The following is a 23,097-nucleotide window of genomic DNA, read 5'->3' as shown; positions in this document are numbered from 1 at the left end:
CAGCCTCCTGAAGGAAATCGGGTCTGAAGGTCAGATAGGGCGCGCTGCTGGTTGGGTCTTTCACGCCTGCGTGAGCGCATCGGCATTTCGCCCCGGTTCCCCCGTCGCGCTGCGATTCGCCTCGCGGATCAATTGGGCGATCATCCGGCATTCGTCGTTGCGCGGGCTGTTCTTGCGCCACGCCAGGCAGATCGTTCGCGAGGGTTGCGGGTCGGCGAAGGGAACGATCTTCATGTCGCGGGGCTCTCCGCCGGCCGTGATCGCCATTTCCGGGATGAGCGTGATCCCGAGACCGTGCGAAACCATCTGGAGCAACGTCGTCAGGCTCGTCGCGCCATAGCTCGCCATCGAGACCGGCCTGACCGAGCCGCACACGGCAAGCGCCTGGTCGCGCAGGCAGTGCCCCTCCTCCAGGAGCATCAGGCGCTCCAGCGCGGGGCTCTCGGGCGGCACCGGGGGCGACACGAACTCCGGATCGTCCGACGGCACCGCCAGAAGGAAGCGGTCTTCGAACAGCGGCTCGGCCCGCAATCCTTCCTCATCGATGGGCATGGCCGCGAGCAGAGCGTCGAGCCTGCCGCGCATCGTTTCCTCGACCAGCGTCCCCGTCACCGCCTCCCGCAGTTCGAGGTTGAGGTCGGGGAAGTGCCTTTTCACCTCCGGCAGGATGCGCGGGAGAAGATAGGGCGCGATCGTGGGGATCATGCCGAGGCGGAAGCGGCCCTGCATGGGCCTGCGCCCACGCCGGGCAATCGCCTCGACGTCGCGGATCTCCGCCAGGATGCGTTCGATGCGAGGCCGCAGGAGCCGCGCCTCCTCGGTGATCTTCACGCCGCGCTGGCCGCGTTCGAAGAGGCGGCAGCCCAGCCGCTCCTCCATCTCGGCGATCTGCGCAGACAGCGCCGGCTGGGTGACGCCCATCAGCGCCGCCGCGCGTCCGAAGTGCAGCGTCTCGGCCAGCGCGCCGAAATATTCCATCTGTCGGACAGACACCCGGATCATAACCGTCTCCTATCGGAATCGATAGAAAACTCAATTTGTTTTGATGGAGCAAAACCGCTAGTTTGGAAATGTTCCAAACTGATGGATCGAGGACTCGCCCGCCAGAGGCTCTTTCGTGGCGTTCGCGCTGCAACCAGCCCGCCGCGCGGGAAATGAATCCGCCGGGACCGGCACGGATCACGTCCGAACGGAAACGCTGGACACCAGGGAGACAGAAATGGACGCTAGAACTGAAGAAGGCGCGGGCAAGTGCCCGTTCACCGGCGGCGGCCGCCGCGGACACAGGAACCGCGACTGGTGGCCGGAACAGCTCGACATCGAGATGCTCCACCGCAACTCCAACCTGTCGGATCCGATGGGCGAGGCGTACAACTACGCCGAGGAGTTCAAGAGCCTCGACCTCGACGCGGTGATCGAGGACCTGCGCAAGGTGATGACGGATTCGCAGGACTGGTGGCCGGCCGATTTCGGCCATTATGGCGGCCTGTTCATCCGCATGGCCTGGCATAGCGCCGGCACCTACCGCATCACCGACGGCCGCGGCGGCGCGGGAGCGGGCCAGCAGCGCTTCGCTCCGCTCAACAGCTGGCCGGACAACGCCAACCTCGACAAGGCGCGTCGCCTGATCTGGCCGATCAAGCAGAAGTACGGGCGCAAGCTTTCCTGGGCCGACCTGATGGTCCTGACCGGCAACGTCGCGCTGGAAACGATGGGCTTCAAGACCTTCGGCTTCGCCGGTGGCCGTGCGGACGTGTGGGAGCCCGAAGAACTCTACTGGGGGCCGGAAGGCACCTGGCTCGGCGATTCGCGCTACAGCGGCGAGCGGGAGCTCGAGGATCCGCTGGCGGCGGTCCAGATGGGCCTGATCTACGTCAACCCCGAAGGTCCGAACGGCAAGCCCGACCCCGTCGCGGCGGCGAAGGACATCCGGATGACCTTCTACCGCATGGCTATGAACGACGAGGAGACCGTGGCGTTGATCGCCGGCGGCCATACTCTGGGCAAGACCCACGGCGCGGGCGATCCGTCTCTGGTCGGCGCCGACCCGGAGGGCGCGGCGATCGAGGATCAGGGGCTTGGCTGGAAGAGCGCCCACGGCACCGGTTTCGGTCCCGACACGATCACCGGCGGGCCGGAAGTCACCTGGTCCCAGACGCCCACGCAGTGGAGCAACCACTTCTTCGACAACCTGTTCAGGTTCGAATGGGAACTGACGAAGAGCCCGGCCGGCGCCTACCAGTGGGTGGCCAAGGACGCGCCCGAGGACGTGCCGGACGCGCACGACCCGTCCAAGAAGCGCCGTCCGACCATGCTGACCACCGACCTGTCGTTGCGGTTCGACCCGGAATACGAGAAGATCTCGCGCCGGTTTTACGAGAACCCGGACCAGTTCGCCGACGCCTTCGCCCGCGCCTGGTTCAAGCTGACCCACCGCGACATGGGACCCAAGGTCCGCTACCTCGGCCCGCTCGTGCCGCAGGAGACGCTGATCTGGCAGGACCCGATCCCCGACGTCGATCACGAACTGGTCGGGGACGGGGATATCGCCGACCTGAAGGCGAAGGTCCTTGCCTCCGGTCTCACGGTATCCGAGCTCGTCTCGACGGCCTGGGCCTCGGCCTCGACCTTCCGCCGTTCGGACAAGCGGGGCGGCGCCAACGGCGCACGCATCCGCCTCGCGCCGCAGAGGGACTGGGAGGTCAATGACCCGGCCCAGTTGTCCCTGGTCCTGGAGAAGCTCGGATCCATAAAGACGGAGTTCAACGACGCCCAGACCGGCGGGAAGAAGGTTTCGCTCGCCGACCTGATCGTGCTGGCCGGCTGCGCCGCGGTCGAGAAGGCCGCCAGCGACGCCGGCGTCGGCGTGAAGGTGCCCTTCACGCCGGGCCGCATGGACGCCTCGCAGGAAGAGACCGACATCGACTCCTTCCGGGCGCTCGAGCCCCGCGCGGACGCCTTCCGCAACTACCTCAGCGGCAAGCAGTTCATGATGCCGGAGGAAGCCATGGTCGACCGGGCCCAGTTGCTGACGCTGACCGGTCCCGAGATGACGGTCCTGCTCGGCGGTCTGCGCGTGCTCGGAGCCAACGCCGGCGGCTCGGACCACGGCGTGTTGACCAGGGATGTCGGCAAGCTGACGAACGACTTCTTCGTCAACCTTCTGACCATGGACACGGCTTGGAAGGCCGCCGCCGACGGCACCTTCGAAGGCCGCGACCGCAAGACCGGCGAGCTCAAGTGGCGCGCCACACGCGTCGACCTGATCTTTGGGGCGCACTCGCAGCTGCGCGCCTTTGCGGAGGTCTATGCCTGCGCGGACTCCAGGGAGAAGTTCGTGAACGACTTCGTGGCGGCCTGGAACAAGGTGATGAACGCCGACCGCTTCGACCTCGTCTACGAGAAGAAAGCGGCATAGCAGCGACTGTCTTTTCAAGTTGTCGAACGGGCGCGGAGCGATTCCGCGCCCGTTCTTTTTTCGCCGATGCCGGAGCAGACAGCTTGTCTCCGTCGATGCCGCGGTCTACCAGTCCGCCGCTCGGGTAGCCGATCACGGGGAAACCGCAATGCGACTTGGCGGACGCTTGGCCGCGGCCATCGAAGTTCTGGAAGACATCCGCACGAGGCACCGCCCGACGGCGGACGCGCTGCGGGACTGGGGTGTTTCCCACCGCTTCGCGGGCGCGGGCGACCGCGCGGCAGTCGGCAACATCGTCTATGATGCGCTGCGGCGGAAACGCTCGGCGGAATACCTCTTCGGCTCGGACACGCCGCGCGCGGCAGCCTTCGGCGCGCTCCTGCTCGAATGGGACGAGTCGCCGCAGTCGCTGAACGAGGCCCTGAGCGGCGACAAGTTCGCGCCTCCCCTCCTCTCGGAAGACGAAATCGAAGCCTTGAGTGCAAACCGGCTGGACGATGCGCCCGACGCGGTACGCGCCGACGTTCCGGACTGGTGCGCGCCGTTCCTGGAGGCGCAGTTCGGAGCCGGCTGGGTCGCGGAAGGCCAGGCGCTTTCGGCCCGCCCACCGCTCGACCTGCGCGTGAACACGCTGAAGGCGGGCAGGGACAAGGTGCTGCGCGAACTTTCGGGCATGCATGCCGCCCCCACCGCGATCTCGCCCAACGGGATCCGCATCCCGCCCATCAGGGGCAGCGGACGGCATCCCAACGTCCAGGCGGAGCCGGCATTCCGCAAGGGATGGCTGGAGGTGCAGGACGAAGGCTCCCAGATAGCCGCCATCCTTGCCGGGGCCGAACCCGGCATACAGGTGCTCGACTATTGCGCCGGCGCCGGGGGAAAGACGCTGGCCCTGTCCGCCGGGATGGAGAACCGCGGCCAGATCTTTGCCCACGACTCCGAAAAACAGCGTCTCGCCCCCATCTTCGACCGGCTGCGCCGCGCGGACGTCCGCAACGTCCAGGTCGTCTCCCGCGCAGAAGACCTCGCTCCGCTCGAGCGGAAGATGGACCTTGTGCTCGTGGATGCACCCTGCACCGGGTCCGGAACATGGCGGCGGCGCCCGGATGCCAAATGGCGCCTGACGGATCGCCAACTGGACGTCCGCATGGCCGAACAGGAGAAGATCCTGGTGGAGGCAAGCCGCTTCGTGCGTCCGGGAGGGCGGCTGACCTATGTAACCTGCTCGATGTTTCCGCAGGAGAACGTCGAACGCATCGACGCCTTCCTTGTGGCGAATAGCGATTTCATGCCCGTCGACCACGCACGGCTGTTCGAAAGCCGCTTCGAAGGCAAGAGCGGATCGGCGCGGATAGACGCTGTCAAGGGAATCTCCCTGACACCAGCATACAGCGGGACCGACGGCTTCTATGTTGCTGTCCTGTCGCGAGCGGCGTGACGCTTCCTGAGGCACTTCGATGGAACAGTTGTTCGAGCAGTTTTCGGATCCCAGCAAGTTCGTCGGCCATATAAACTACATCCTCGTGATCCTCTCCGTGTCGATGAGCAGCATGCGCTGGCTGCGCATCTTCGCCATCGCCAGCGGGATCACCGGTGTCCTCTACTACGGCTTCATGGTCTCCGACCTGATCAGCGCGACCTGGGAGTTCATCTTCACCACCGTCAATGCGATACAGCTCGCGATCGTGTTGCTCGCCGGTCGCCGTCGGCGACATTCGGACGACGAGCGGCTCTTCATCGAGACGGTCATGCCGACGCTGGAAGGGAACCTGCGCGCCCGCTTGCTGAAGCTAGCTCGCTGGGAGACGAAGGAGCCCGGCGAGGTCCTGATCACAGAGGGCGAGATCGCGCCGCTGCTCGTCTTCATCGCGCGCGGCGCGGCGAGCGTCGAAAAGAACGGCAAGATCGTCGGCGTGTGCGGCCCGGGCGACTTCCTCGGCGAGATGAGCTTTCTCTCTGGCAAGCCGGCATCGGCAACGGTCCGGGTCTCGAACGAGATCCGATGCTGCGTCTACGAGCCGGCGGTTCTGCGCGCCCTGCTGCAACGCAATCCCCAGATCAAGCAGGCATTGGAATTCAGCTTCAACCGTAATCTGGTCGGCAAGCTCGACCGTATGAACGACAGCAAGCACGCGACGGTGTGAGTGGTCGACCCGGGAGGTCGGCTCGCCGCGGGATTGAGGTGACCGATGCGGAATACACGGACGACGACAATCGTGGTCTTCCTGGCGCTCGTGCTGGGTGGCGGCCTGACGATTGGCTACCTGAACACACCGGGCGAATGGTACGCGAATCTCGCCAAGCCGCCTTTCAATCCGCCGAACTGGCTGTTCGCGCCCGCCTGGACGATTCTCTACGTCCTGATCGGCATTGCCGGCGCGCGCACGTGGAGGCGTGCACCGAAGAGCGCCGCCATGGCCGCATGGTGGGCGCAGCTCGGGCTGAACTTCCTCTGGTCTCCCGTTTTCTTCACGCTGCACATCATCGGCGCGGCCTTCCTGGTGATTCTCGCGCTGCTGGCCGCGATCATTCTCTTCATCGTCATTGCCTGGCGCATCGACCGTGTCGCCGCGATGCTGTTCCTTCCCTACCTGGCCTGGGTGGCTTTCGCGTCGCTCCTTAACGGGGCTATCCTTTGGCTCAACTGATCCTTCCGCAGTGCAACAATCGCTGATTGCCTATCGGCGATCCCTTTGCGATAACGCCCGCACAGGGGAATTCAGCCATGGCCGCAATGCTGGTATCCGACATCGATTTTGAAGAACGCGTGCGCGCCAGCTTCGCACGTCAGAAGGCCATGGCGACAATTGGTGCCGAGCTGACCCAGGTGACGCCCGGCATGGTCGAGATCGAGATGCCGTTTTCGGAAGAATTGACCCAGCAGCACGGGTTCCTTCATGCCGGCGTCATCTCGACGGCGCTGGATTCGGCCTGCGGGTTTGCCGCCTATTCGCTCATGCCGGCCGATGCGGCGGTGCTGACCATTGAATTCAAGCTGAACCTCCTCGCGCCGGGCCGCGGCGAACGCTTCCTGTTCAGGGGATCGGTCACCAAGCCCGGCCGCACGATCATCGTCGCCGATGGCCAGGCCTATGCCTTCGGCAGCAACGGTGAGGCCAAGCTCGTCGCGACGATGACCGGAACGATGATGGTCGTCCAGGGGCGCGAAGGTATCGAGGGATGAGCGACGCGCCGCCGTCCGTCAGCCGGATGGGCGGCAAGGCCGTCCTCTTCGTCATGGCTGCCCAACCCGAGTACGGCCCGCACCTCAAGGCGCGATTCGCGCCACTGATGACCGGCGTCGGGCCGGTGGAGGCCGCCGTCGAGATGACCGCCGCTCTCGCAACGCTCGGCCGGACCGGTTCACCGCCCGATCTCGTCGTGTCGCTCGGTTCCGCCGGCAGTCGGGTGCTCGAGCAGGCGGAGATCCATCAGGCGGTATCGGTCTCCTACCGCGACATGGATGCCTCGCCCCTGGGTTTCGACAAGGGCGCGACGCCCTTTCTGGACCTGCCGGCGGTCGTTCCCCTCCCCTTGCGGATTCCGGGCGTTCGCGAAGCGACGCTCTCGACCGGCGCCAATGTCGTCTCGGGACCCGCCTATGATCTCGTCCAAGCGGACATGGTCGACATGGAGACCTATGCCGTGCTGCGTGCCTGCCAGAAATTCGCTGTCCCGCTGATCGCGCTGCGCGGCATCTCGGACGGAGCCGCCGAGCTGCGCCATGTCGGTGACTGGACCGAATACCTGCACGTCATCGACGAGAAGATGGCGCAAGCGGTCGATCGGCTTGAGGCGGCGCTTGCCGAAGGTCGCATAATCTGAAGCGACAGGGACGCGATCGCCGGTCAGGTCGTGGTCAGTCCGGAGAGCCAGCTGAAGTGGACGTTGTAGCCCTCGCCGGAGAGCAGGCTGACGGTCTCGTAGAGCGGCAGGCCCACGACGTTCGTATATGATCCGACGAGCTTGACCACGAACGTCCCGGCGAGCCCCTGCACGGCATAGCCGCCGGCCTTGCCACGCCATTCGCCCGAGGCAAGATAACTCTCCAGTTCCTCGCGCGACAGGCGCTTGAAACGCACACGCGTCTCGACCAGCTTCTGGCGAACCTTCCCCGCCGGCGTGATCAGGCAAAGCCCGGTGTAGACCCGGTGCGATCGGCCGGACAGCAGCCGCAGGCAGTTGGACGCCTCGTCGAGCAGGTCCGCCTTGGGCAGGATGCGGCGTCCGACCGCCACGACCGTGTCGGCGGCGAGGATGTGTGCATCGCCTTCCCAGCCCGCCTCCTTCGAGAGCGAGGCCAGTGCCTTCTCGGCCTTCTCCTTCGAAAGCCGCTTGGCGAGCGAGCGCGGATGCTCCGCCTTCTGCGGCGTCTCGTCGATGTCGGCGGGAAAGACCCTGTACGGTTCGATGCCCGCCTGCTGCAGGAGTTCGATCCGGCGGGGAGAGCCCGAGGCGAGCACCAGCTTCTGGAAAATGCTCATCGAAATCCTGTGGCGGGAAAGTTGCCTGCCAAAGCCGAAGGCTTACTTGAAACGGTAGGTGATCCGGCCCTTGGTGAGATCGTACGGCGTCATCTCGACCAGCACCTTGTCACCGGTCAGGACACGGATGCGGTTCTTGCGCATGCGTCCGGCGGTATGGGCAATGATCTCGTGTTCGTTTTCCAGCTTGACGCGAAACATCGCATTGGGCAGCAGTTCCGTGACAGTGCCCGGAAACTCGAGGACTTCTTCCTTCGGCATTCGATACCTTTTGTTGAATGATGTCTCCGGCGCGCGATCAGGCGGGGGGCCGGATTTTGCGCGGAACCTATATGATTATGGTGCGGATGTGAACACTGCTTGTTCAGGTCCCGCCGGTGGCGTTTTCCAGCCCGAAACGCGACCTGATCCGCTTCTCGAGCCTCTCCCTCAGGGCACGATATGCGGACATGATCTGGTCGCGCGTCCCCGTCGCGGTGGACGGGTCCGGCATCGGCCAATACTCGACTTCCGCCGAAACCGAGCGCGTCAGATCCAGTGCCGCATGATGAGCCTCCGGCGCGAGCGTCACGATCAGGTCGAAGTAGCCGTCCTCCAGGTCGTCCATCGTCCGCGGGCGGCGGTCGCCGATGGCGAGTCCGCTCTCGGCGAGCACGGCATCCACGAACGGATCGCGTTCTCCGGCCCGGACTCCCGCCGAGGCGACGAATATCCCGGCCGGCAACATGCGTTTCGCCAGCGCCTCCGCCATCGGCGAGCGTATGGCATTCATGCCGCAGAGGAAAAGCACCGAATTCGGCGGCTTCCCGGAAGGCGTCCCCGGCGGCACGGATGAGGAAGGCGCGACACCGATCAAGGCTCACCCGCGCCAGTGCAGCACGCAGACCAGCGTGAAGAGCCGCCGCGCCGTGTCGAAATCGACCTCGATCTTGCCGGCGAGCCTGTCCATCAGCGTCTGCGAGCCTTCGTTGTGCAGTCCGCGCCGGCCCATGTCGATCGCCTCGATCTGGGAGGGAGTGGAGGAACGGATTGCGTCGTAGTAGCTCTCGCAGATCATGAAGTAGTCCTTCACGATGCGCCGGAACGGGGTCAGCGACAGGATGTGGGTCACCACCGGTGCGCCGTCCTCGCGGCTGATGGCGAAGACGAGCCGCGAATCGGAGAGCGAGAGCTTCAGCCTGTAGGGTCCGTCGCCCTCGTCCCCGACGGGACGGAAGCTGTTCTCCTCGATGAGATCGAATATAGCGACCGCGCGCTCGTGCTCGACGTCCGGCGTGGAGCGGCCGATCGTCTCGTCCAGTTCGACGTCGATCAGCGTCTGCCTGCGATCGCGGTCGTGCCCCACCCGCGCCTCTCACATGTTGAGCCGGATCGTCACGGAACGCGCATGGGCGGCGAGACCTTCCGCCTCTGCGAGCGCGACGGCCGCGGGCGCCAGCATGCGCAACTGGTCGGGTCCGAGCTTCAGGATCGAGGTCCGCTTGACGAAATCGAGCACCGAGAGCCCCGACGAAAAGCGCGCCGAACGCGCCGTCGGCAGCACGTGGTTCGAGCCTCCGACATAGTCGCCGATGACTTCGGGCGTATGGCGGCCGATGAAGATGGCGCCCGCGTTGCGGACGCGGCGGGCGAAATCCTCCGCCGCGTCGAAGGCGAGTTCGAGGTGCTCCGGCGCTATCCGGTCGGCGAGCGGGATGGCGGCTTCGAGGTCCGGCACGACGATCAGTGCTCCGAAGTCGCGCCAGCTCGCCGACGCGGTTTCCGCACGCGGCAGCGCCTGGAGCTGTCTCTCCACCGCCGCCGCGACGGCCTTGGCGAAACCGGCATCGTTTGTCATCAGGATCGACTGCGCGGCGGTGTCGTGCTCAGCTTGCGCCAGGAGGTCCGCGGCGATCCAGTCGGGATCGTTGTCGCCGTCGGCGATGACCAGCACCTCGGACGGGCCGGCGATCATGTCGATGCCGACAGTCCCGAAGACCTGCCGTTTCGCTGCCGCGACATAGGCGTTTCCCGGGCCGACGATCTTGACTACCGGGCGGATGGTCTGCGTGCCATGGGCGAGTGCGGCGACTGCCTGCGCGCCGCCGACGCGGTAGATCTCGGACACGCCTGCGAGCCGCGCGGCGACCAGCACCAGCGGATTGAGAATGCCGTCGGGCGCGGGCACCGCGATGACGATGCGCTCCACCCCCGCGACTTTCGCCGGCACGGCGTTCATCAGCACCGAACTCGGATAGCTGGCCGTGCCGCCGGGCACGTAGAGCCCCACCGATTCGATCGCCGTCCAGCGGGAACCGAGCTCGACCCCGATCGCATCGCGATAGCGGTCGTCGACGGGCTTCTGGCGTTCGTGATGCGAGGCGATCCGGTCGCGCGCCAGCGTGAGCGCCTCGACGGTACGCGGATCCGCGCCTGCGACCGCCGCCTCGATCTCTTCGGCGGGCACTGCGAGTTCGGCCGCCGATAGGGCGTTCCTGTCGAAGTGGTTGGTGTATTCCACCAGCGCCCTGTCGCCCTCCGCGCGCACCCGGGCGATGATCTCACGCACGGTCTGGTCGACGTCCTCCGACACCTCGCGCTTCGACGCGAGCAAGGCCGCGAAGCGGGCTTCGAAGTCCGGAGCGTCGTGATGCAGCGTCAGGGCCATCGGCCTACACCCGGTGCGCCGGACGGGAGGTTGCCTCCCAGGCTCCGCCCACATCCGCGAGCCTCGCCTCGATACATTCCACATCGAGACGGATGGTGGCGTCTCCCGAAAACAGGAGGTCGACGAATCCGGCCGGAGCTTCGGTGGCGGTAAACTCCATCGCGAGAAGCGACAGGACCTCGTCCGGCTTGCTCCGGTCGATGCCGGCGGTCCTGATCCCCATCACGCGGTCGAAATGCAGGACGCTGCGGCGGCGTTCGTCGTGCCTGCGGAAAAGCCGGCGAGGCGCCTCCCAGACGAAGCGGTTCATCGCCAGGACTATGCGCTTCTCGGCCGGCCGGTAGTCGATGTCGGCCACGCGCAGGACGGCGTCCTGCACGTGTGCGGAGACGACCCGAAGGTCTTCATCGTCGAGGGCCAGCAGTTTCAGCGGCGGCATTGGGCTGCTCGGATCCGGTGCGGTTCGGCGTCGGGCCTGTGTTAGGGGCTATCGGCTGACAGCGCAATGCAGCAATCAGCCAGGCGCTGTCAGGTTCCGTGACGCTCAGCCGGAAATCCGCTCGATCGTCGCCCCGCAACGGGAGAGCTTCTCCTCGAGCCGCTCGAAGCCCCTGTCGAGATGGTAGACCCGGTTGACCGTTGTCTCGCCGTCGGCCGCCAGGGCGGCGATGACGAGCGACACCGATGCGCGAAGGTCGGTGGCCATGACCTGGGCGCCCTTCAGCCTCGGAACGCCGTCGACGATCGCCGACTGCCCGGCCAGGCTGATCTTGGCGCCGAGCCGCGCCAGTTCCTGCACGTGCATGAAGCGGTTCTCGAAGATGGTCTCGGTGATCTTCGATCGACCGTTCGACATGGTCATCAAGCCCATGAACTGCGCCTGGAGGTCGGTCGGGAACCCGGGGAACGGCTCCGTGGTCACATCGACCGGGGAAATTCCGGCACCGTTGCGCGCGATGCGGATGCCTTCGTTGGTCTGGGTCACCTGCGCGCCGGTCTGCGCCACGATGGCGAGTGCCTTGTCGAGAAGGTCCATGCGCGCGCCTTCGAGAAGGACGTCGCCTCCGGTCATCGCCACGGCCATGGCGTAGGTGCCGGTCTCGATCCTGTCCGGGATGATGCGGTGCCGCGCGCCCGAAAGCGCCGTGACGCCTTCGATCGTGATCGTCGACGTTCCCGCGCCGGAAATCCGCGCGCCCATGGCATTGAGGCAGTCGGCCAGATTGACGACCTCCGGCTCTCGGGCGGCATTTTCCAGGATCGTCTCGCCCTTGGCCAGCGAAGCCGCCATCATCAGCACGTGGGTGGCACCGACCGATACCTTCGGGAAGACGAATCGGTTTCCGACGAGCCCCCTGGGCGCCTTCGCGACCACGTAGCCGCTCTCGATCTCGATCTCCGCCCCGAGCGCCCGCAAGCCGTCGATGAAGAGGTCGACGGGGCGCGTGCCGATGGCGCATCCGCCCGGCAGGGACACCTTCGCCTCGCCCATGCGCGCCAGAAGCGGCCCGATGACCCAGAAACTCGCCCGCATCTTGGAGACGAGCTCATAGGGCGCGACGGTGTCGACGATGTTGCGCGCGGTGAAATGGATTGTCCGGGAATAGCCGGCATCCTGCCGCTCGCGCCGTCCGTTCACCGAATAGTCGACCCCGTGATTGCCCAGGATGCGGATCAGCTGCTCGACGTCTGCCAGGTGCGGCACGTTCTCGAGCGTCAGCGTGTCGTCGGTCATGAGCGACGCGATCATCAGCGGCAGCGCCGCGTTCTTGGCGCCGGAGATCGGGATCGCGCCGCGCAGCTCGTTTCCCCCGACGATCCTGATCCGATCCATAGAAACCCTTTTCCGGCCGAGAAGCCGTTCGCGCGTGGAATGGTTGGCCGGCTCACCGCCGGAACCGGCAGCTCCTAGAGCAATGCCGGGCTTCATTCAAGGTTGACGGGTCCCCGCATCCATCCTGCCCATCAAAGCGGCGGAAATCTGGCCGCTCATTCCGGCTCGCCGCCGGTTCTCGCGTCGATTCCCTGCCTCTGATCGGCCTCGCCGGCCCGGCGCGCCCTCGACTGCTGCTTGCGCCGCTGCAAATTGGCGCGCAGCTGCTCTGCGAGCCGCGCCTTGCGCGCAGTCTCGGTACGGCTCTCCAGAGCCGGTTTCCCGCTGTTTCCGCCGTTCCGGGCCATGCCGTCCGATCCCCGATCCGCTTCCGTCCCAACATGCCATACTTCGCTTGCGCTTCGAAGTCCGATATGTCAGAAGACCGCCGCATCCGAGGCACGCTGCGGTAGCTCAGTGGTAGAGCACTCCCTTGGTAAGGGAGAGGTCGAGAGTTCAATCCTCTCTCGCAGCACCATCGTTTTCTCCTGCGAAATAGACGGCCACGAGCCTCCTTCGCGCTCGCCCCCGTTCGTACGTTACATGTTGGCTGTGGATTAGTCGGCAGGATGCAGCATATCGACGCCGGGCGTCCGCGAGGTATAGAGGGTTAGGTCGCTTGACGCGAACCGCCTGCATCTGGGCGAGACGGCCCTCAGGCAGTCGCGAGGACAAACTTTCAAACATGTCTTGAGAATGCCTTTGGCATCCGAAGGCGCGGCGTCCGCCGGTCACGCTCCACTCACGCATCCGTGTTGAAGCCATCCTCCCCACTTGCCGTTGACCCTTTGCCAAGGGACGAAACAATCACAAGGAAGGGAAATTTCCCAATGCTTAAGTATATGACCGCTGCCGCGTTGATCGCGATCTCCGGCACCGCGATCGCCCAGAACTCGAGCAAAAACGGCGATGGCACCAACGCGCCGAAGATCGACGCGACGAGCGCGATGATCGAAGGAAACAAGATCACGAACGTTTCCGCTTCGATCGATAAGCCCGGCTATATCGTCATACACAGCGAGGGTGCCGGCGCTCCTCCAGCTTCTCTGGGAAACCTGCGCCTGGAGCCGGGTATGACGGGCGATCTCAGCATCGAAGCAGACGGCCCGCTGGATCCAGCGACCAATCTTACGTTGATGCTGCACTACGAGACCAACGACAATGATACGTACGATTTCGGTCCCGGCATGACCGATGTCGACACGCCGGTCTCCGTCGGCGACGCCGTCATCAGCGTTCCGGTGAAGGCCGGCATGTAGTGAACTGGCCGACGCGAAGCGCGCGCTACGGCGCCCGCCTTCTTCTCGGCACGAATTCGCAGCCCCGCCTGGCAACTGTCGGCGGGGCTGTATCCGTTTCGAAATAAGGTGCGGATCGGACCGCGAGGAGATTCCCGGTCAGAACCTGACTGACAGCGTCGCCGACAGGGCATGCCCCATGGTGTCGGACGTGATGGTCCTGCTGAAAGGAAAGCCCACACCGCCGGGCCCGATCGGGTCCGCGAATATCAGCTTCCTCTCGCCCCCGATCAGCGCGAAATAATCGAGCCCCAGTGAGACCTTCTCGGTCATGGTGAGAGGAACGGCCAAGTCGTCGCCGATCGCTACCCGCCCTAAAATTTGCCTACTTTCGCTCCTTCTACCGGACCGAGGACCTGACGAACGACAGGGAACAATTTTCCTTCCGCTGCGTTTGTCCCGCGCTGCAACAATCCCGTAGTGCGTCGCAACAAAAACCTCTAGACATAGGACATCCGGCTGAGGGTGCGAAATCGTGGTGATTGATAGGCGTGCGTTCATTGGCTCCGTCATTGCGGGAGCCGTCGCCGGAAGAGGATTGTCAAGCGAGGCCTTCGCGCAACAGCAGCCGGAGGATTCCGCAGCCGCGAACTTCTCGTTCGACCAGGTCGTGGCCGAGGCGAAGCGGCTTGCGTCCGTCGCCTATGAGCCGCCGCCGGATACGCTTCCAAGCTTCTACGAGGACCTCAGCTACGATCAGTATCGGACGATCTGGTTCGATCCGAAGGCGGCGATATGGTCTGACGCGCCGACCGATTTCCGGCTCGATTTGTTCCATCCAGGCTTCCTCTACAAGCACCCGGTCTCGATTTCGCTGGTCTCGGATGGCAAGGCCGTGGAGCTCCCCTTCTCGGCGGATCTGTTCGAATACGGGGAACCCGAGCTGCGGCCCCAGAACACCGAAGGAATGGGTTTCGCAGGGTTCAGGGCACGCTATCCCATCAACTCTCCCGAAGCACATCAGGAGTTCCTGGTGTTTCTCGGCGCCAGCTATTTCCGAGCCGTTGCTCGCAACCAGGTCTATGGCCTGTCCGCGCGCGGGCTGGCGATCGACACGGGCGAAATGAGCGGCGAGGAGTTCCCGGCTTTTCGTCGATTCTGGATCGAGCAGCCCGGTCCCGGTGACGACACTCTCGTCATCAACGCCCTGCTCGACAGCAACTCTGTCGCGGGCGCGTACCGGTTTGCTGTCACTCCCGGCGCCGAAACGACCACCGAAGTGACATCGGAGCTTTTCTTTCGGCGAAGTTCGATGAAGGTCGGGCTCGCGCCTTTGACTTCGATGTTCATGTTCGGCGGAATAAATCGCGGCGCTTTCGACGACTATCGCCGCGCGGTCCACGACACGGAAGGCCTCCAGATGCTGACTGGCATGGGCGAATGGATCTGGCGGCCGCTCGACAATCCTGCACAACTCCAGATCTCCGGTTTTGCGGATGTCGATCCGCGCGGATTCGGGCTCATGCAGCGTTCGCGCGCATACGAGGACTATTTGGACGCGGAAGCCAAGTACGATCGGCGACCCAGTCTCTGGATCGAGCCGATCGGCGACTGGGGACAAGGCTCGGTCGAACTGGTCGAGATCCCAACCGACACGGAGTTCAACGACAACATCGTCGCATACTGGCGGCCAGCCGCGGAGGCGAAGGAAGGTGGCCACTGGACGTTCGCCTACCGGATGCGCTGGACCAGCGATGTGACGCCCGGACCGGAAGTGCTCTACGTCGCCTCGTCGCGGGCTGGAAAGAACCTCCGGCAGGAACGGCCTCTCTTCGTGCTCGATTTCGGATCGAGCGGCGAGGCTGCGATTTCCTCCGACGGGATGGAACTCCAGGTTTCGGCTTCGACGGGCAAGATCTTGAACCCGATCTTCCATGCCGGCCAGCCGACGGGCTTGTTGCGCGTCTCCTTCGAACTTGATCCCGAGGGTGCGGAACTTTCCGAACTGCGGCTTCTTCTCACCAAGGCCGGGAAGCCGGCGAGCGAGACGTGGCTCTACAGATGGACCAGCGAATGACACTCTTTTCCGCCATGCCCAGCTATCCGGGCATGCCTCCCGAGCAGGGATTGGCGACACCGTCGCAAAACCTGCGCCAGGCGCCCGCGCGCCAGCCAGCGGCAACGCCCCACTCCGTACACCTTGCACGCCTCCTGGCCTTCGGCGGGGCATTGGGACTGGGGGCATTTGGCACCTACGAGATGACGCAGGTGGTCTCCGCCGGCGGTACGACGGTGCTTGAAGGTATCATCACCGCCCTCTTCGCGATTACCTTCACCTGGATCTCCTTTGCCGCGAGCTCGGCGATCACCGGCGTATTGGTGCGGCCCGACCGGCGGATGCCGACGGACAGGGGGGCGCCGGAACTCTCCAGGCGTACCGCGCTCGTCATGCCGGTCTACAACGAGAACCCCGTGGAAATTGCAGCGGCCCTACGCGTCATGGGACGCGGGCTCGCCGAAGCCGGCCGCAAGCGCAATTTCGAAATCGTCATCATCTCCGACACGTCCGATCCCGACGCATGGGTGGCCGAGACGACCGCGGTCGATCAACTGCAGCGCGCTCTGGCGGGCCTCATCCCGGTCTGGTACCGCCGCCGGTGGAACAATGACGGCAAGAAGGCCGGAAACGTCCGCGAGTTCATCGAACGGTGGGGCGGTCGCTACGACCACTTCATCGTGCTCGACGCAGACAGCCTCATGGCGCCCTCGACCCTGATCGAGCTCGCCGCCGCGATGGAAAGCGACCCACAGATCGGCATCCTCCAGACGGTCCCAACGCTGGCCGGGGGACGCACGCTGTTCCAGCGGATGCAGCAGTTCGCAAACCGCATCTACGGCCCGGTCGTCGCCAACGGCCTTGCCGCCTGGCAGGGAGGCGACGGCAACTACTGGGGCCACAACGCCATCATCCGCACATCTGCATTCGCGCAGTGCTGCGGACTGCCCGACCTCCCCGGCCGGCAGCCGTTCGGCGGCCAGATCCTCTCGCACGATTTCGTGGAGGCCGCGCTCATGCGGCGCGCCGGCTGGAAGGTGGAGATCGCGACGGATCTTCCCGGTTCGTGGGAAGACAGCCCTCCCTCGCTGGTGGACACCGCGGTGCGCGACAGGCGCTGGGCGCAGGGCAACCTCCAGCATCTGCGCATCATCGGCGCCAAGGGCCTGGCCTGGCCGAGCCGCGTCCATTTCTTCGCCGGCATCATGAGCTATTGCGCATCGCCGATCTGGCTCCTGCTGATCGTCGCCGGCTTCGCGCTCGCCTTGCAGGCGCATTTCGTCAAGCCGGAATATTTTCCGGACGGGTTCCAACTGTTTCCGACCTGGCCAGTCCTCGATTCGGAACGCATGATTCGCCTCTTCGTGCTGACGATGGCAGTCCTTCTTCTGCCAAAGTTCATCGGATTAACCCGCGCGCTGCTGTCTTCCCATCTCCGGCGCAATTGCGGCGGCGGGCTGGCGCTCGTGGGGAGCGCGCTAGGCGAACTGGTGCTGTCGGCGCTCTACGCGCCGGTCATGATGGTCGTCCACAGCCGGCACGTCTTCGAGATACTGGCTGGCAGGGACGCAGGCTGGGCGCCGCAGCGGCGCGGCCATGGCGCCATGACCTGGAGCGATGCTGTCCGCTACCATTATGGGCACACGCTGATCGGACTCGGAACCGCCGCCGTGGCATGGATGCTCTCTCCCGGGATCCTCGCCTGGCTGGCACCGACGCTCGCGGGTCTCGTCTTGTCGGCCCCGCTGTCGTTTGCAAGCGGGAGCGAGGCGGCCGGGCGAACTCTGCGCCGGTTCAACCTGCTGCTCACGCCGGAGGAGCGATCGCCCTCGCGTATCCTGAGGGAGCATCGCGCCGCGATCGTGGACATAAATCGGCCGCTGCACGGCATCGTGGCGCTGGTACGGATGGCGTCGGTGCGCGAAGCGCACATGCGCTGGGCACACGAGGCGCCGAGGCGGCGCGGAAATCCGGACGCCGCCCAGCTCACTGCGACCCAGAAGCTTTCCGAAGCCGAGACTCTGGAAGAAGCCCTCTCCTGGCTGGACAAGCGCGAGCGCATGCACGTCATCAGCCAGCCGACGCTGATAGGACGGCTGATCGATCTCGATGCCCGCACGGCCCTTCGCTTTCCTGAAGCTCAGCGATCCCTGCCCGCTCAGGTCCCTTCGGCGGATTCGCAGCGCGACGACCGCGCGCTCGAGGAACTCGTCGCTAGTCCCGCCTGAAGCGTGTCCCCCGAGAGAGGCTAGCCAGTTTCGGGCCCTGCGACATACGCAAACACACGAGCCTGACGCGCGGCAACCGAATCCGATCGATCGCGCCGCGCGCTAGGTCTAGGTGTTGCCCCTCAGGTGATCGCCGAGCCTCAGGGCAAGCTGCACGATCGTGTAGGTCGGGTTGGCATGTCCGCTCGTAGCGAAGACGCTGCTTCCGCCCATGTAAAGATTGTCGAGCCCGTGGACCTTGCAGTCGGCATCAACGACGCCGTGCCGCGGATCGGCGCTCATGCGCGTCGTACCCATGTGGTGATTGCCGCCCCAGACGTGGTCTACGCCGGGCGGTTCGCCATTCGACACCCAATCCGCCAGCCTCATGCGACCGATGTCATAGGTGGCCATGTCCTCTGCCGCCTTCTTGGCGGCGGTGGTCAGCGTGCGCACGTCCATGTCGGACAGCCGCCAATCGAGGGCGATGCGTCGCCAACCGAAGCGGTCCTTCTCGTCGATCAAGCGCACCCTATTTGCCGGATCGAGGGACTGTTCGCAGGCGACCATGACGTCGACGACGAGCCCGGGACATGGTGCCGGGCTTCCCGCGACCTGCGCTTCCAGCGCGGTTTCGAAGTCCACGCCGCATGCCGGGGAGGGATCGAACGCGCCGGTGAATTCGGGCGCGTTCCACTGGTCGAAGTACCCGATCCGCAGCCCGAAATTGAGGATCTTGCGCGACCGCATCATATCGGGCGTCGGCGAATAGACGAGCATAGAGGGCGGCGCCGCGCGCAGCAGCGCGCTGCCGACCGGCGCGTGGGGATGCTCCAGGAAGTAGCGTCCCACCAGATCGTGTTCGTTACCCAATCCCGCCGCGATCTGCGAATTCGCGTTGAGCAGCGCCCGGGGGTTTTCAAGTCCGCCGAGGCAGAGGACGAAGGTGCCGGCGCGGACCGTGAACGGCTCGTCGCGACCGTAGGTCCGGAAATTCGCCTCGGTCACGCGCTTGCCGTTCTCGTCGATCCGCAGGTCGACCAGGTTGGCGTTCAGGTAGGTCTCGATGTTGGCCGAGCTTTCGAGTTCTGCCCGGTACTTCTCGCCGAAGCGGGTCGTGGGGCGGCTGAAGCGAAAGAGTTGGGGCCGCAGGTCACTTCGGTCCGGGAGAACGTCAGGCGCGGCGGTTGTGGCCGGAAGGTTCAGGATGTCGTCCGCTTCGCTGGCGTACGGGTCGAGATCGGCCTTCTTGATCGGCCAGCCACTGAGCGGATTGTGCGGGCGGAGTTCGAAATCGTCCGCTTCGAGTGCGCGCGTCCATCCTCCCCAGTGGTTGGACGTGCCGCCGAAATAGCGCAGCCTGCAGCCATCCAGCGGATAATAGGGCTGGCCGGCGGTGATCCCCTCGTAGACCTCTTGCGAGGCCGGGTCGTAGTCGAAACCGCCGGCTTCGAACAATCCAACCAGCTTGCCGGCCGCGCCGAGGCGCCGCGCCAGCGTTATCCCGGCGGGACCAGCCCCCACAATGCAGACGTCGAACGTCCGGTCCCCGAATGCGCCGGCTTCGGCAGTTTCCGCGTCGCGGATCATGACGGGTTACGCTTTCCGAAGATCGCTTGCGCGCAGGACCCAGCCGTCGCGCATTACCAGCTCGATCTGCTCGTCGGCGAAGCTTGGCAGCGCGGTGAAGGCAACAGGGACCACCGCGGCCGAAATCAGGAGCTGGCGCCGGGTCAGTCGTCCCTCGCCTCCGTCTGTCGAATGTGCGGGGTGGATAGCTTGGTATGTTCGATCGGGATTCATGTCGGTGAGCTCTTGGTTGCCGACGCGCATATTAGCGCCCGCCGATCGGCACGTACATCGCAATCAGCAAGGCGCCGTTCGCGTCCGGGCGCTGCGCGAACCGTGCCTACGCTCCCTTCTCTGCCCGATGCTGCTGCCACGGCCACCGGCCCTCGATCTCGACCTCGAGCGAGAAACTAAGGAACGTCCTGATCACCACGATCCCCGCGAGAACCGCAAGGCTGTCCAGGGTCGGATCGATCGCCACGGTGTTGATGATGTCGGCGGCGACGAGGAACTCCAGGCCGAGGAGGATCGCGCGGCCCACGTCGGCCCGGTAGTTCGCAAAGCTGTTGTCGGTTCCGTCGGGATGGAGGCGGCGCAGCAGGAAACGAGCGGTCGCCCAGGTGATGCCGAGCACGATGACGAGGATCCAGGCAACCTCTACCGCGCGGGTGGTCCAGTGCAGCATCAGCCCCAAGACGTCCTCTTCCATCGGGAGTTCCCTTTCCTTCTACGGTCGCGTCCGCCGATCCTGCGCACTCTTCCTATCGTACCGCCGATGCGGCCGCGATCATCCCACACGCCGGGGTCGAGGTAGCCGCCGGGGCGAACTTGCCAGCCGGAACGGCGCCTCTACGATATCCTCGGCCAATGGGCGAGGACCTCCCCGGTTCCCGCACTTCAACCTGCGCTGAAAACGCCAAGCGGTCCGCAGGCCAACCCGTGTCTCGCCATGTCGAACTCCGGTTAATCCGCGTTCCCAATACACCAGGCGCCGCGATGTTCCGGAATGCAGCGCGCCGCGGCGGTAACCATTCCCGGGAACAAAAAGCCCGCGCTCCTCGCGGAGCGCGGGCGATCTTCAGGCCGGTGAAATGCGGTTTTAGAAGTCCATGCCGCCGGCCGGCATCGCCGGTGCGGCTTCCTTCTTCGGCTTCTCAGCGACCATTGCCTCGGTCGTCACCAGAAGGCCGGCGACCGACGCGGCGTCCTGCAGCGCGGTTCGCACGACCTTGACCGGGTCGATGACACCTTGCGCGAACAGATCGCCGTATTCGCCTGTCTGTGCGTTCCAGCCGTAGCCGAACTCGGTCTTCTCGCGCAGCTTGCCGACCACGATCGATCCTTCGGCGCCGGCATTTTCCGCGATCTGGCGCACCGGGGCCTCGATGGCCTTGCGCACGATCTCGATGCCATGTTTCTGGTCCGGATTGTCGGTGGCGACGCCGTCGAGCGCCTTGGCGGCCCTGAGCAGCGCCACGCCGCCGCCCGGCAGCACGCCTTCCTCTACCGCCGCGCGCGTTGCATGCAGCGCGTCGTCGACACGGTCCTTCTTCTCCTTGACCTCGACCTCGGTCGAGCCGCCGACGCGGATCACCGCGACGCCGCCTGCGAGCTTGGCGAGACGCTCCTGCAGCTTCTCGCGGTCATAGTCGGAGGTGGTCTCCTCGATCTGCGCCTTGATCTGGGCGACGCGGCCCTGGATCTCTTCCTTCCGGCCGGAACCGTTGACGATGGTGGTGTTCTCCTTCTCGATCACCACCTTGCCGGCGCGGCCGAGCATCTGGAGCGTCACGTTCTCGAGCTTGATGCCGAGGTCCTCGGAGATGGCGGTGCCGCCGGTGAGGATCGCGATGTCCTCCAGCATGGCCTTGCGACGGTCGCCGAAGCCCGGCGCCTTGACGGCCGCGACCTTGAGGCCGCCACGCAGCTTGTTGACGACGAGCGTGGCGAGCGCCTCGCCCTCGACGTCCTCGGCGATGATCAGGAGCGGCTTGCCGGACTGCACGACCGCCTCGAGCACGGGAAGCAACGCCTGCAGGTTGGAGAGCTTCTTCTCGTGGATCAGAACGTAGGGCTCCTCGAGCTCCACGCGCATCTTGTCCTGGTTGGTGATGAAGTAGGGCGAGAGATAGCCGCGGTCGAACTGCATGCCCTCGACCACCTCGAGTTCGGTCTCGGCGGTCTTGGCTTCCTCGACGGTGATGACGCCTTCGTTGCCGACCTTCTCCATCGCCTCGGCGAGGAAGCGGCCGATGTCGGCGTCGCCATTGGCCGAGATGGTGCCGACCTGGGCGATCTCATCATTCTTGGTGACCTTGCGGGCATTGCCCTTGAGCTCGGCCACGACGGCCTCGACGGCCTTGTCGATGCCGCGCTTCAGGTCCATCGGGTTCATGCCGGAGGCGACGGCCTTGGCGCCTTCCTTGACGATTGCCTGGGCAAGAACGGTCGCGGTGGTCGTGCCGTCGCCGGCCAGGTCGTTCGTTTTCGACGCGACCTCGCGCACCATCTGCGCGCCCATGTTCTCGAACTTGTCCTCGAGTTCGATCTCCTTGGCGACGGTGACGCCGTCCTTGGTGATGCGCGGTGCGCCGAAGCTCTTGTCGATGACGACGTTGCGGCCTTTGGGACCGAGGGTCACCTTCACCGCGTTTGCGAGGATGTCGACGCCTCGCAGCATCCGCTCGCGCGCGTCGGCATGGAATTTGACTTCCTTGGCAGCCATGGGTTCACTCCTTCTCTAGGCAGCTTTCATTGACTGTTGGTCTTGCGAAGCCGTCAGGCGGCCTTCTTGAGCGAAGCGGCAGCTTCGATGATGCCCATCACGTCGCTCTCCTTCATGATGAGCAGGTCCTCGCCGTCGAGCCTGATCTCGGTGCCGGACCACTTCCCGAACAGGATCCGGTCGCCGACCTTGACGTCGAGCGGCTGGACCTGCCCCTTATCGTCGCGCCCGCCGGGACCCGCGGCGATGACCTCGCCTTCCATCGGCTTTTCCTTGGCGGTGTCGGGGATGATGATGCCGCCGGCCGTCTTCTCTTCGGCCTCGATTCGGCGGACCAGGATGCGGTCGTGCAGGGGACGGAACGTCATGTCTTTCTCCTCATGGGACAAACAGATTGAGAGGTTCCACCACTCCCGACACATGTGTCCGGAGCGGGGTGCGCGACCCTTCAGCGGCATCGCGCGCGGGTGATCTATTTTGAGGTTCTTCCACTTTCAAGAGGTCGCCGCGAAAATTTTGGCACTCTCGCGCGAGAGTGCCAAAGCACCCCTTGAAGGGAAGCAGGAATGGCCGGTTCGCTCGCGTTCGGCGCCGGCTTTCTCCGGAAAACGCTGCGCCTTCAGCGCTCCTCGACCGGCTCGTCCAGAAGCTCGATCAGGGTCGCCACACGTGGACCAGGCAACCGTCGTCCTTCGTTGACGAGAGCCTCGTCGTTGGCGAGCCAGGCTGCCGCTTCGCGCAATTCCTCGACACTCGCCTCCGTGGCGGCGATTTCGGCAAGAGTCGGCCGGTCGACCGGGCCGACGATCGAGATGATTTCTTCCTGGGTCAGGGCCATGGCGATATCCTCTGAAACCGGGGTTGCAGACCGCGTGGCGAT

General features: G+C 65.1%; 25 protein-coding genes and 1 tRNA gene. 10 read left to right on the top strand and 16 right to left on the bottom strand.

Annotated features, from left to right (window positions below):
- Nucleotides 1-60: 60 nt before the first annotated feature.
- The gene (locus tag ABGN05_RS02260; protein ID WP_367952366.1) at nucleotides 61-1,002 is read right to left on the bottom strand and encodes a hydrogen peroxide-inducible genes activator; all 942 of its coding nucleotides are present in this window, start codon (nucleotides 1,000-1,002) and stop codon (nucleotides 61-63) included.
- Nucleotides 1,003-1,219: 217 nt separating this feature from the next.
- Here ABGN05_RS02260 and katG point away from each other — a divergent pair, with 217 nt between their 5' ends.
- The 6 genes from katG (at nucleotide 1,220) to ABGN05_RS02230 (ending at nucleotide 7,243) form a co-directional block, all read left to right on the top strand.
- Complete coding sequence (katG, locus tag ABGN05_RS02255) at nucleotides 1,220-3,418, top strand: catalase/peroxidase HPI (protein ID WP_367952365.1); 2,199 nt, start codon at nucleotides 1,220-1,222, stop codon at nucleotides 3,416-3,418.
- Between the two features lie 148 nt (nucleotides 3,419-3,566).
- Entirely contained in the window at nucleotides 3,567-4,856 is a 1,290-nt protein-coding gene (locus tag ABGN05_RS02250) for an RsmB/NOP family class I SAM-dependent RNA methyltransferase (RefSeq protein ID WP_367952364.1), read from the top strand.
- A 19-nt stretch (nucleotides 4,857-4,875) separates the two neighbouring features.
- Nucleotides 4,876-5,562 (top strand): cyclic nucleotide-binding domain-containing protein, encoded by a 687-nt coding sequence (locus tag ABGN05_RS02245; RefSeq protein ID WP_367952363.1) that lies wholly within the window; start codon nucleotides 4,876-4,878, stop codon nucleotides 5,560-5,562.
- Between the two features lie 45 nt (nucleotides 5,563-5,607).
- Nucleotides 5,608-6,066, top strand: coding sequence for a TspO/MBR family protein (locus ABGN05_RS02240; protein WP_367952362.1), 459 nt, complete (start codon nucleotides 5,608-5,610; stop codon nucleotides 6,064-6,066).
- 77 nt (nucleotides 6,067-6,143) lie between these two features.
- Nucleotides 6,144-6,602, top strand: a complete 459-nt coding sequence (locus ABGN05_RS02235; protein WP_367952361.1) for a PaaI family thioesterase — start codon at nucleotides 6,144-6,146, stop codon at nucleotides 6,600-6,602.
- Nucleotides 6,599-7,243: a 5'-methylthioadenosine/S-adenosylhomocysteine nucleosidase gene (locus ABGN05_RS02230; protein ID WP_367952360.1), complete on the top strand. Its 645-nt coding sequence runs from the start codon at nucleotides 6,599-6,601 to the stop codon at nucleotides 7,241-7,243. Before ABGN05_RS02235 ends, ABGN05_RS02230 begins: the two co-directional genes overlap by 4 nt.
- A gap of 23 nt (nucleotides 7,244-7,266) precedes the next feature.
- On the opposite strand, the gene ABGN05_RS02225 is transcribed toward ABGN05_RS02230, so the two are convergent.
- The 8 genes from ABGN05_RS02225 to ABGN05_RS02190 all read right to left on the bottom strand — a co-directional run bounded on the left by ABGN05_RS02225 (nucleotide 7,267) and on the right by ABGN05_RS02190 (nucleotide 12,730).
- Entirely contained in the window at nucleotides 7,267-7,902 is a 636-nt protein-coding gene (locus ABGN05_RS02225) for a Maf-like protein (protein WP_367952359.1), read from the bottom strand.
- A gap of 42 nt (nucleotides 7,903-7,944) precedes the next feature.
- Entirely contained in the window at nucleotides 7,945-8,163 is a 219-nt protein-coding gene (infA, locus tag ABGN05_RS02220) for a translation initiation factor IF-1 (RefSeq protein ID WP_019172992.1), read from the bottom strand.
- A gap of 103 nt (nucleotides 8,164-8,266) precedes the next feature.
- Nucleotides 8,267-8,731: an arsenate-mycothiol transferase ArsC gene (locus ABGN05_RS02215; protein WP_367953123.1), complete on the bottom strand. Its 465-nt coding sequence runs from the start codon at nucleotides 8,729-8,731 to the stop codon at nucleotides 8,267-8,269.
- Nucleotides 8,732-8,761: 30 nt separating this feature from the next.
- Nucleotides 8,762-9,247: a UPF0262 family protein gene (locus ABGN05_RS02210; RefSeq protein WP_367952358.1), complete on the bottom strand. Its 486-nt coding sequence runs from the start codon at nucleotides 9,245-9,247 to the stop codon at nucleotides 8,762-8,764.
- Nucleotides 9,248-9,256: 9 nt separating this feature from the next.
- Nucleotides 9,257-10,549 (bottom strand): histidinol dehydrogenase, encoded by a 1,293-nt coding sequence (gene hisD, locus ABGN05_RS02205; RefSeq protein WP_367952357.1) that lies wholly within the window; start codon nucleotides 10,547-10,549, stop codon nucleotides 9,257-9,259.
- A 4-nt stretch (nucleotides 10,550-10,553) separates the two neighbouring features.
- Nucleotides 10,554-10,988, bottom strand: a complete 435-nt coding sequence (locus ABGN05_RS02200) for a DUF2948 family protein (RefSeq protein ID WP_367952356.1) — start codon at nucleotides 10,986-10,988, stop codon at nucleotides 10,554-10,556.
- Nucleotides 10,989-11,093: 105 nt separating this feature from the next.
- Nucleotides 11,094-12,383, bottom strand: coding sequence for a UDP-N-acetylglucosamine 1-carboxyvinyltransferase (gene murA, locus ABGN05_RS02195; protein WP_367952355.1), 1,290 nt, complete (start codon nucleotides 12,381-12,383; stop codon nucleotides 11,094-11,096).
- 155 nt (nucleotides 12,384-12,538) lie between these two features.
- On the bottom strand, nucleotides 12,539-12,730 hold the full coding sequence (locus tag ABGN05_RS02190) for a hypothetical protein (protein WP_367952354.1): 192 nt from the start codon (nucleotides 12,728-12,730) through the stop codon (nucleotides 12,539-12,541).
- A 95-nt stretch (nucleotides 12,731-12,825) separates the two neighbouring features.
- Between ABGN05_RS02190 and ABGN05_RS02185 the strand changes: the two genes are divergently transcribed.
- Nucleotides 12,826-12,900: transfer RNA gene (locus ABGN05_RS02185), tRNA-Thr, on the top strand.
- 364 nt (nucleotides 12,901-13,264) lie between these two features.
- Nucleotides 13,265-13,681, top strand: coding sequence for a DUF7282 domain-containing protein (locus ABGN05_RS02180; RefSeq protein WP_367952353.1), 417 nt, complete (start codon nucleotides 13,265-13,267; stop codon nucleotides 13,679-13,681).
- Between the two features lie 138 nt (nucleotides 13,682-13,819).
- Here the strand turns inward: ABGN05_RS02180 and ABGN05_RS02175 are convergent, their stop codons facing one another.
- A complete protein-coding gene (locus ABGN05_RS02175) occupies nucleotides 13,820-14,011 on the bottom strand; it encodes a hypothetical protein (protein ID WP_367952352.1) in 192 nt (63 codons plus the stop codon).
- 247 nt (nucleotides 14,012-14,258) lie between these two features.
- Between ABGN05_RS02175 and ABGN05_RS02170 the strand changes: the two genes are divergently transcribed.
- Nucleotides 14,259-15,737, top strand: a complete 1,479-nt coding sequence (locus tag ABGN05_RS02170; RefSeq protein ID WP_367952351.1) for an OpgD/OpgG family glucan biosynthesis protein — start codon at nucleotides 14,259-14,261, stop codon at nucleotides 15,735-15,737.
- The gene (gene mdoH / locus ABGN05_RS02165) at nucleotides 15,734-17,944 is read left to right on the top strand and encodes a glucans biosynthesis glucosyltransferase MdoH (RefSeq protein ID WP_367952350.1); all 2,211 of its coding nucleotides are present in this window, start codon (nucleotides 15,734-15,736) and stop codon (nucleotides 17,942-17,944) included. The genes ABGN05_RS02170 and mdoH overlap by 4 nt, the downstream gene beginning before the upstream one ends.
- 108 nt (nucleotides 17,945-18,052) lie before the next feature.
- On the opposite strand, the gene ABGN05_RS02160 is transcribed toward mdoH, so the two are convergent.
- From ABGN05_RS02160 to ABGN05_RS02135, 6 genes are all read right to left on the bottom strand, one after another.
- Nucleotides 18,053-19,513 (bottom strand): GMC oxidoreductase, encoded by a 1,461-nt coding sequence (locus ABGN05_RS02160; protein ID WP_367952349.1) that lies wholly within the window; start codon nucleotides 19,511-19,513, stop codon nucleotides 18,053-18,055.
- Between the two features lie 6 nt (nucleotides 19,514-19,519).
- On the bottom strand, nucleotides 19,520-19,756 hold the full coding sequence (locus ABGN05_RS02155; RefSeq protein ID WP_367952348.1) for a hypothetical protein: 237 nt from the start codon (nucleotides 19,754-19,756) through the stop codon (nucleotides 19,520-19,522).
- Nucleotides 19,757-19,832: 76 nt separating this feature from the next.
- A complete protein-coding gene (locus ABGN05_RS02150) occupies nucleotides 19,833-20,201 on the bottom strand; it encodes a DUF1622 domain-containing protein (RefSeq protein WP_367952347.1) in 369 nt (122 codons plus the stop codon).
- Between the two features lie 390 nt (nucleotides 20,202-20,591).
- A complete protein-coding gene (gene groL / locus ABGN05_RS02145; protein WP_367952346.1) occupies nucleotides 20,592-22,217 on the bottom strand; it encodes a chaperonin GroEL in 1,626 nt (541 codons plus the stop codon).
- 53 nt (nucleotides 22,218-22,270) lie between these two features.
- Complete coding sequence (locus tag ABGN05_RS02140; RefSeq protein WP_367952345.1) at nucleotides 22,271-22,585, bottom strand: co-chaperone GroES; 315 nt, start codon at nucleotides 22,583-22,585, stop codon at nucleotides 22,271-22,273.
- Nucleotides 22,586-22,836: 251 nt separating this feature from the next.
- On the bottom strand, nucleotides 22,837-23,055 hold the full coding sequence (locus tag ABGN05_RS02135) for a hypothetical protein (RefSeq protein ID WP_367952344.1): 219 nt from the start codon (nucleotides 23,053-23,055) through the stop codon (nucleotides 22,837-22,839).
- Nucleotides 23,056-23,097 lie beyond the last annotated feature (42 nt).

It is taken from the genome of Aquibium pacificum, assembly GCF_040839445.1.
Taxonomy (GTDB): domain Bacteria; phylum Pseudomonadota; class Alphaproteobacteria; order Rhizobiales; family Rhizobiaceae; genus Aquibium; species Aquibium pacificus.
This window is presented reverse-complemented; position numbering and strand designations above follow the sequence as displayed.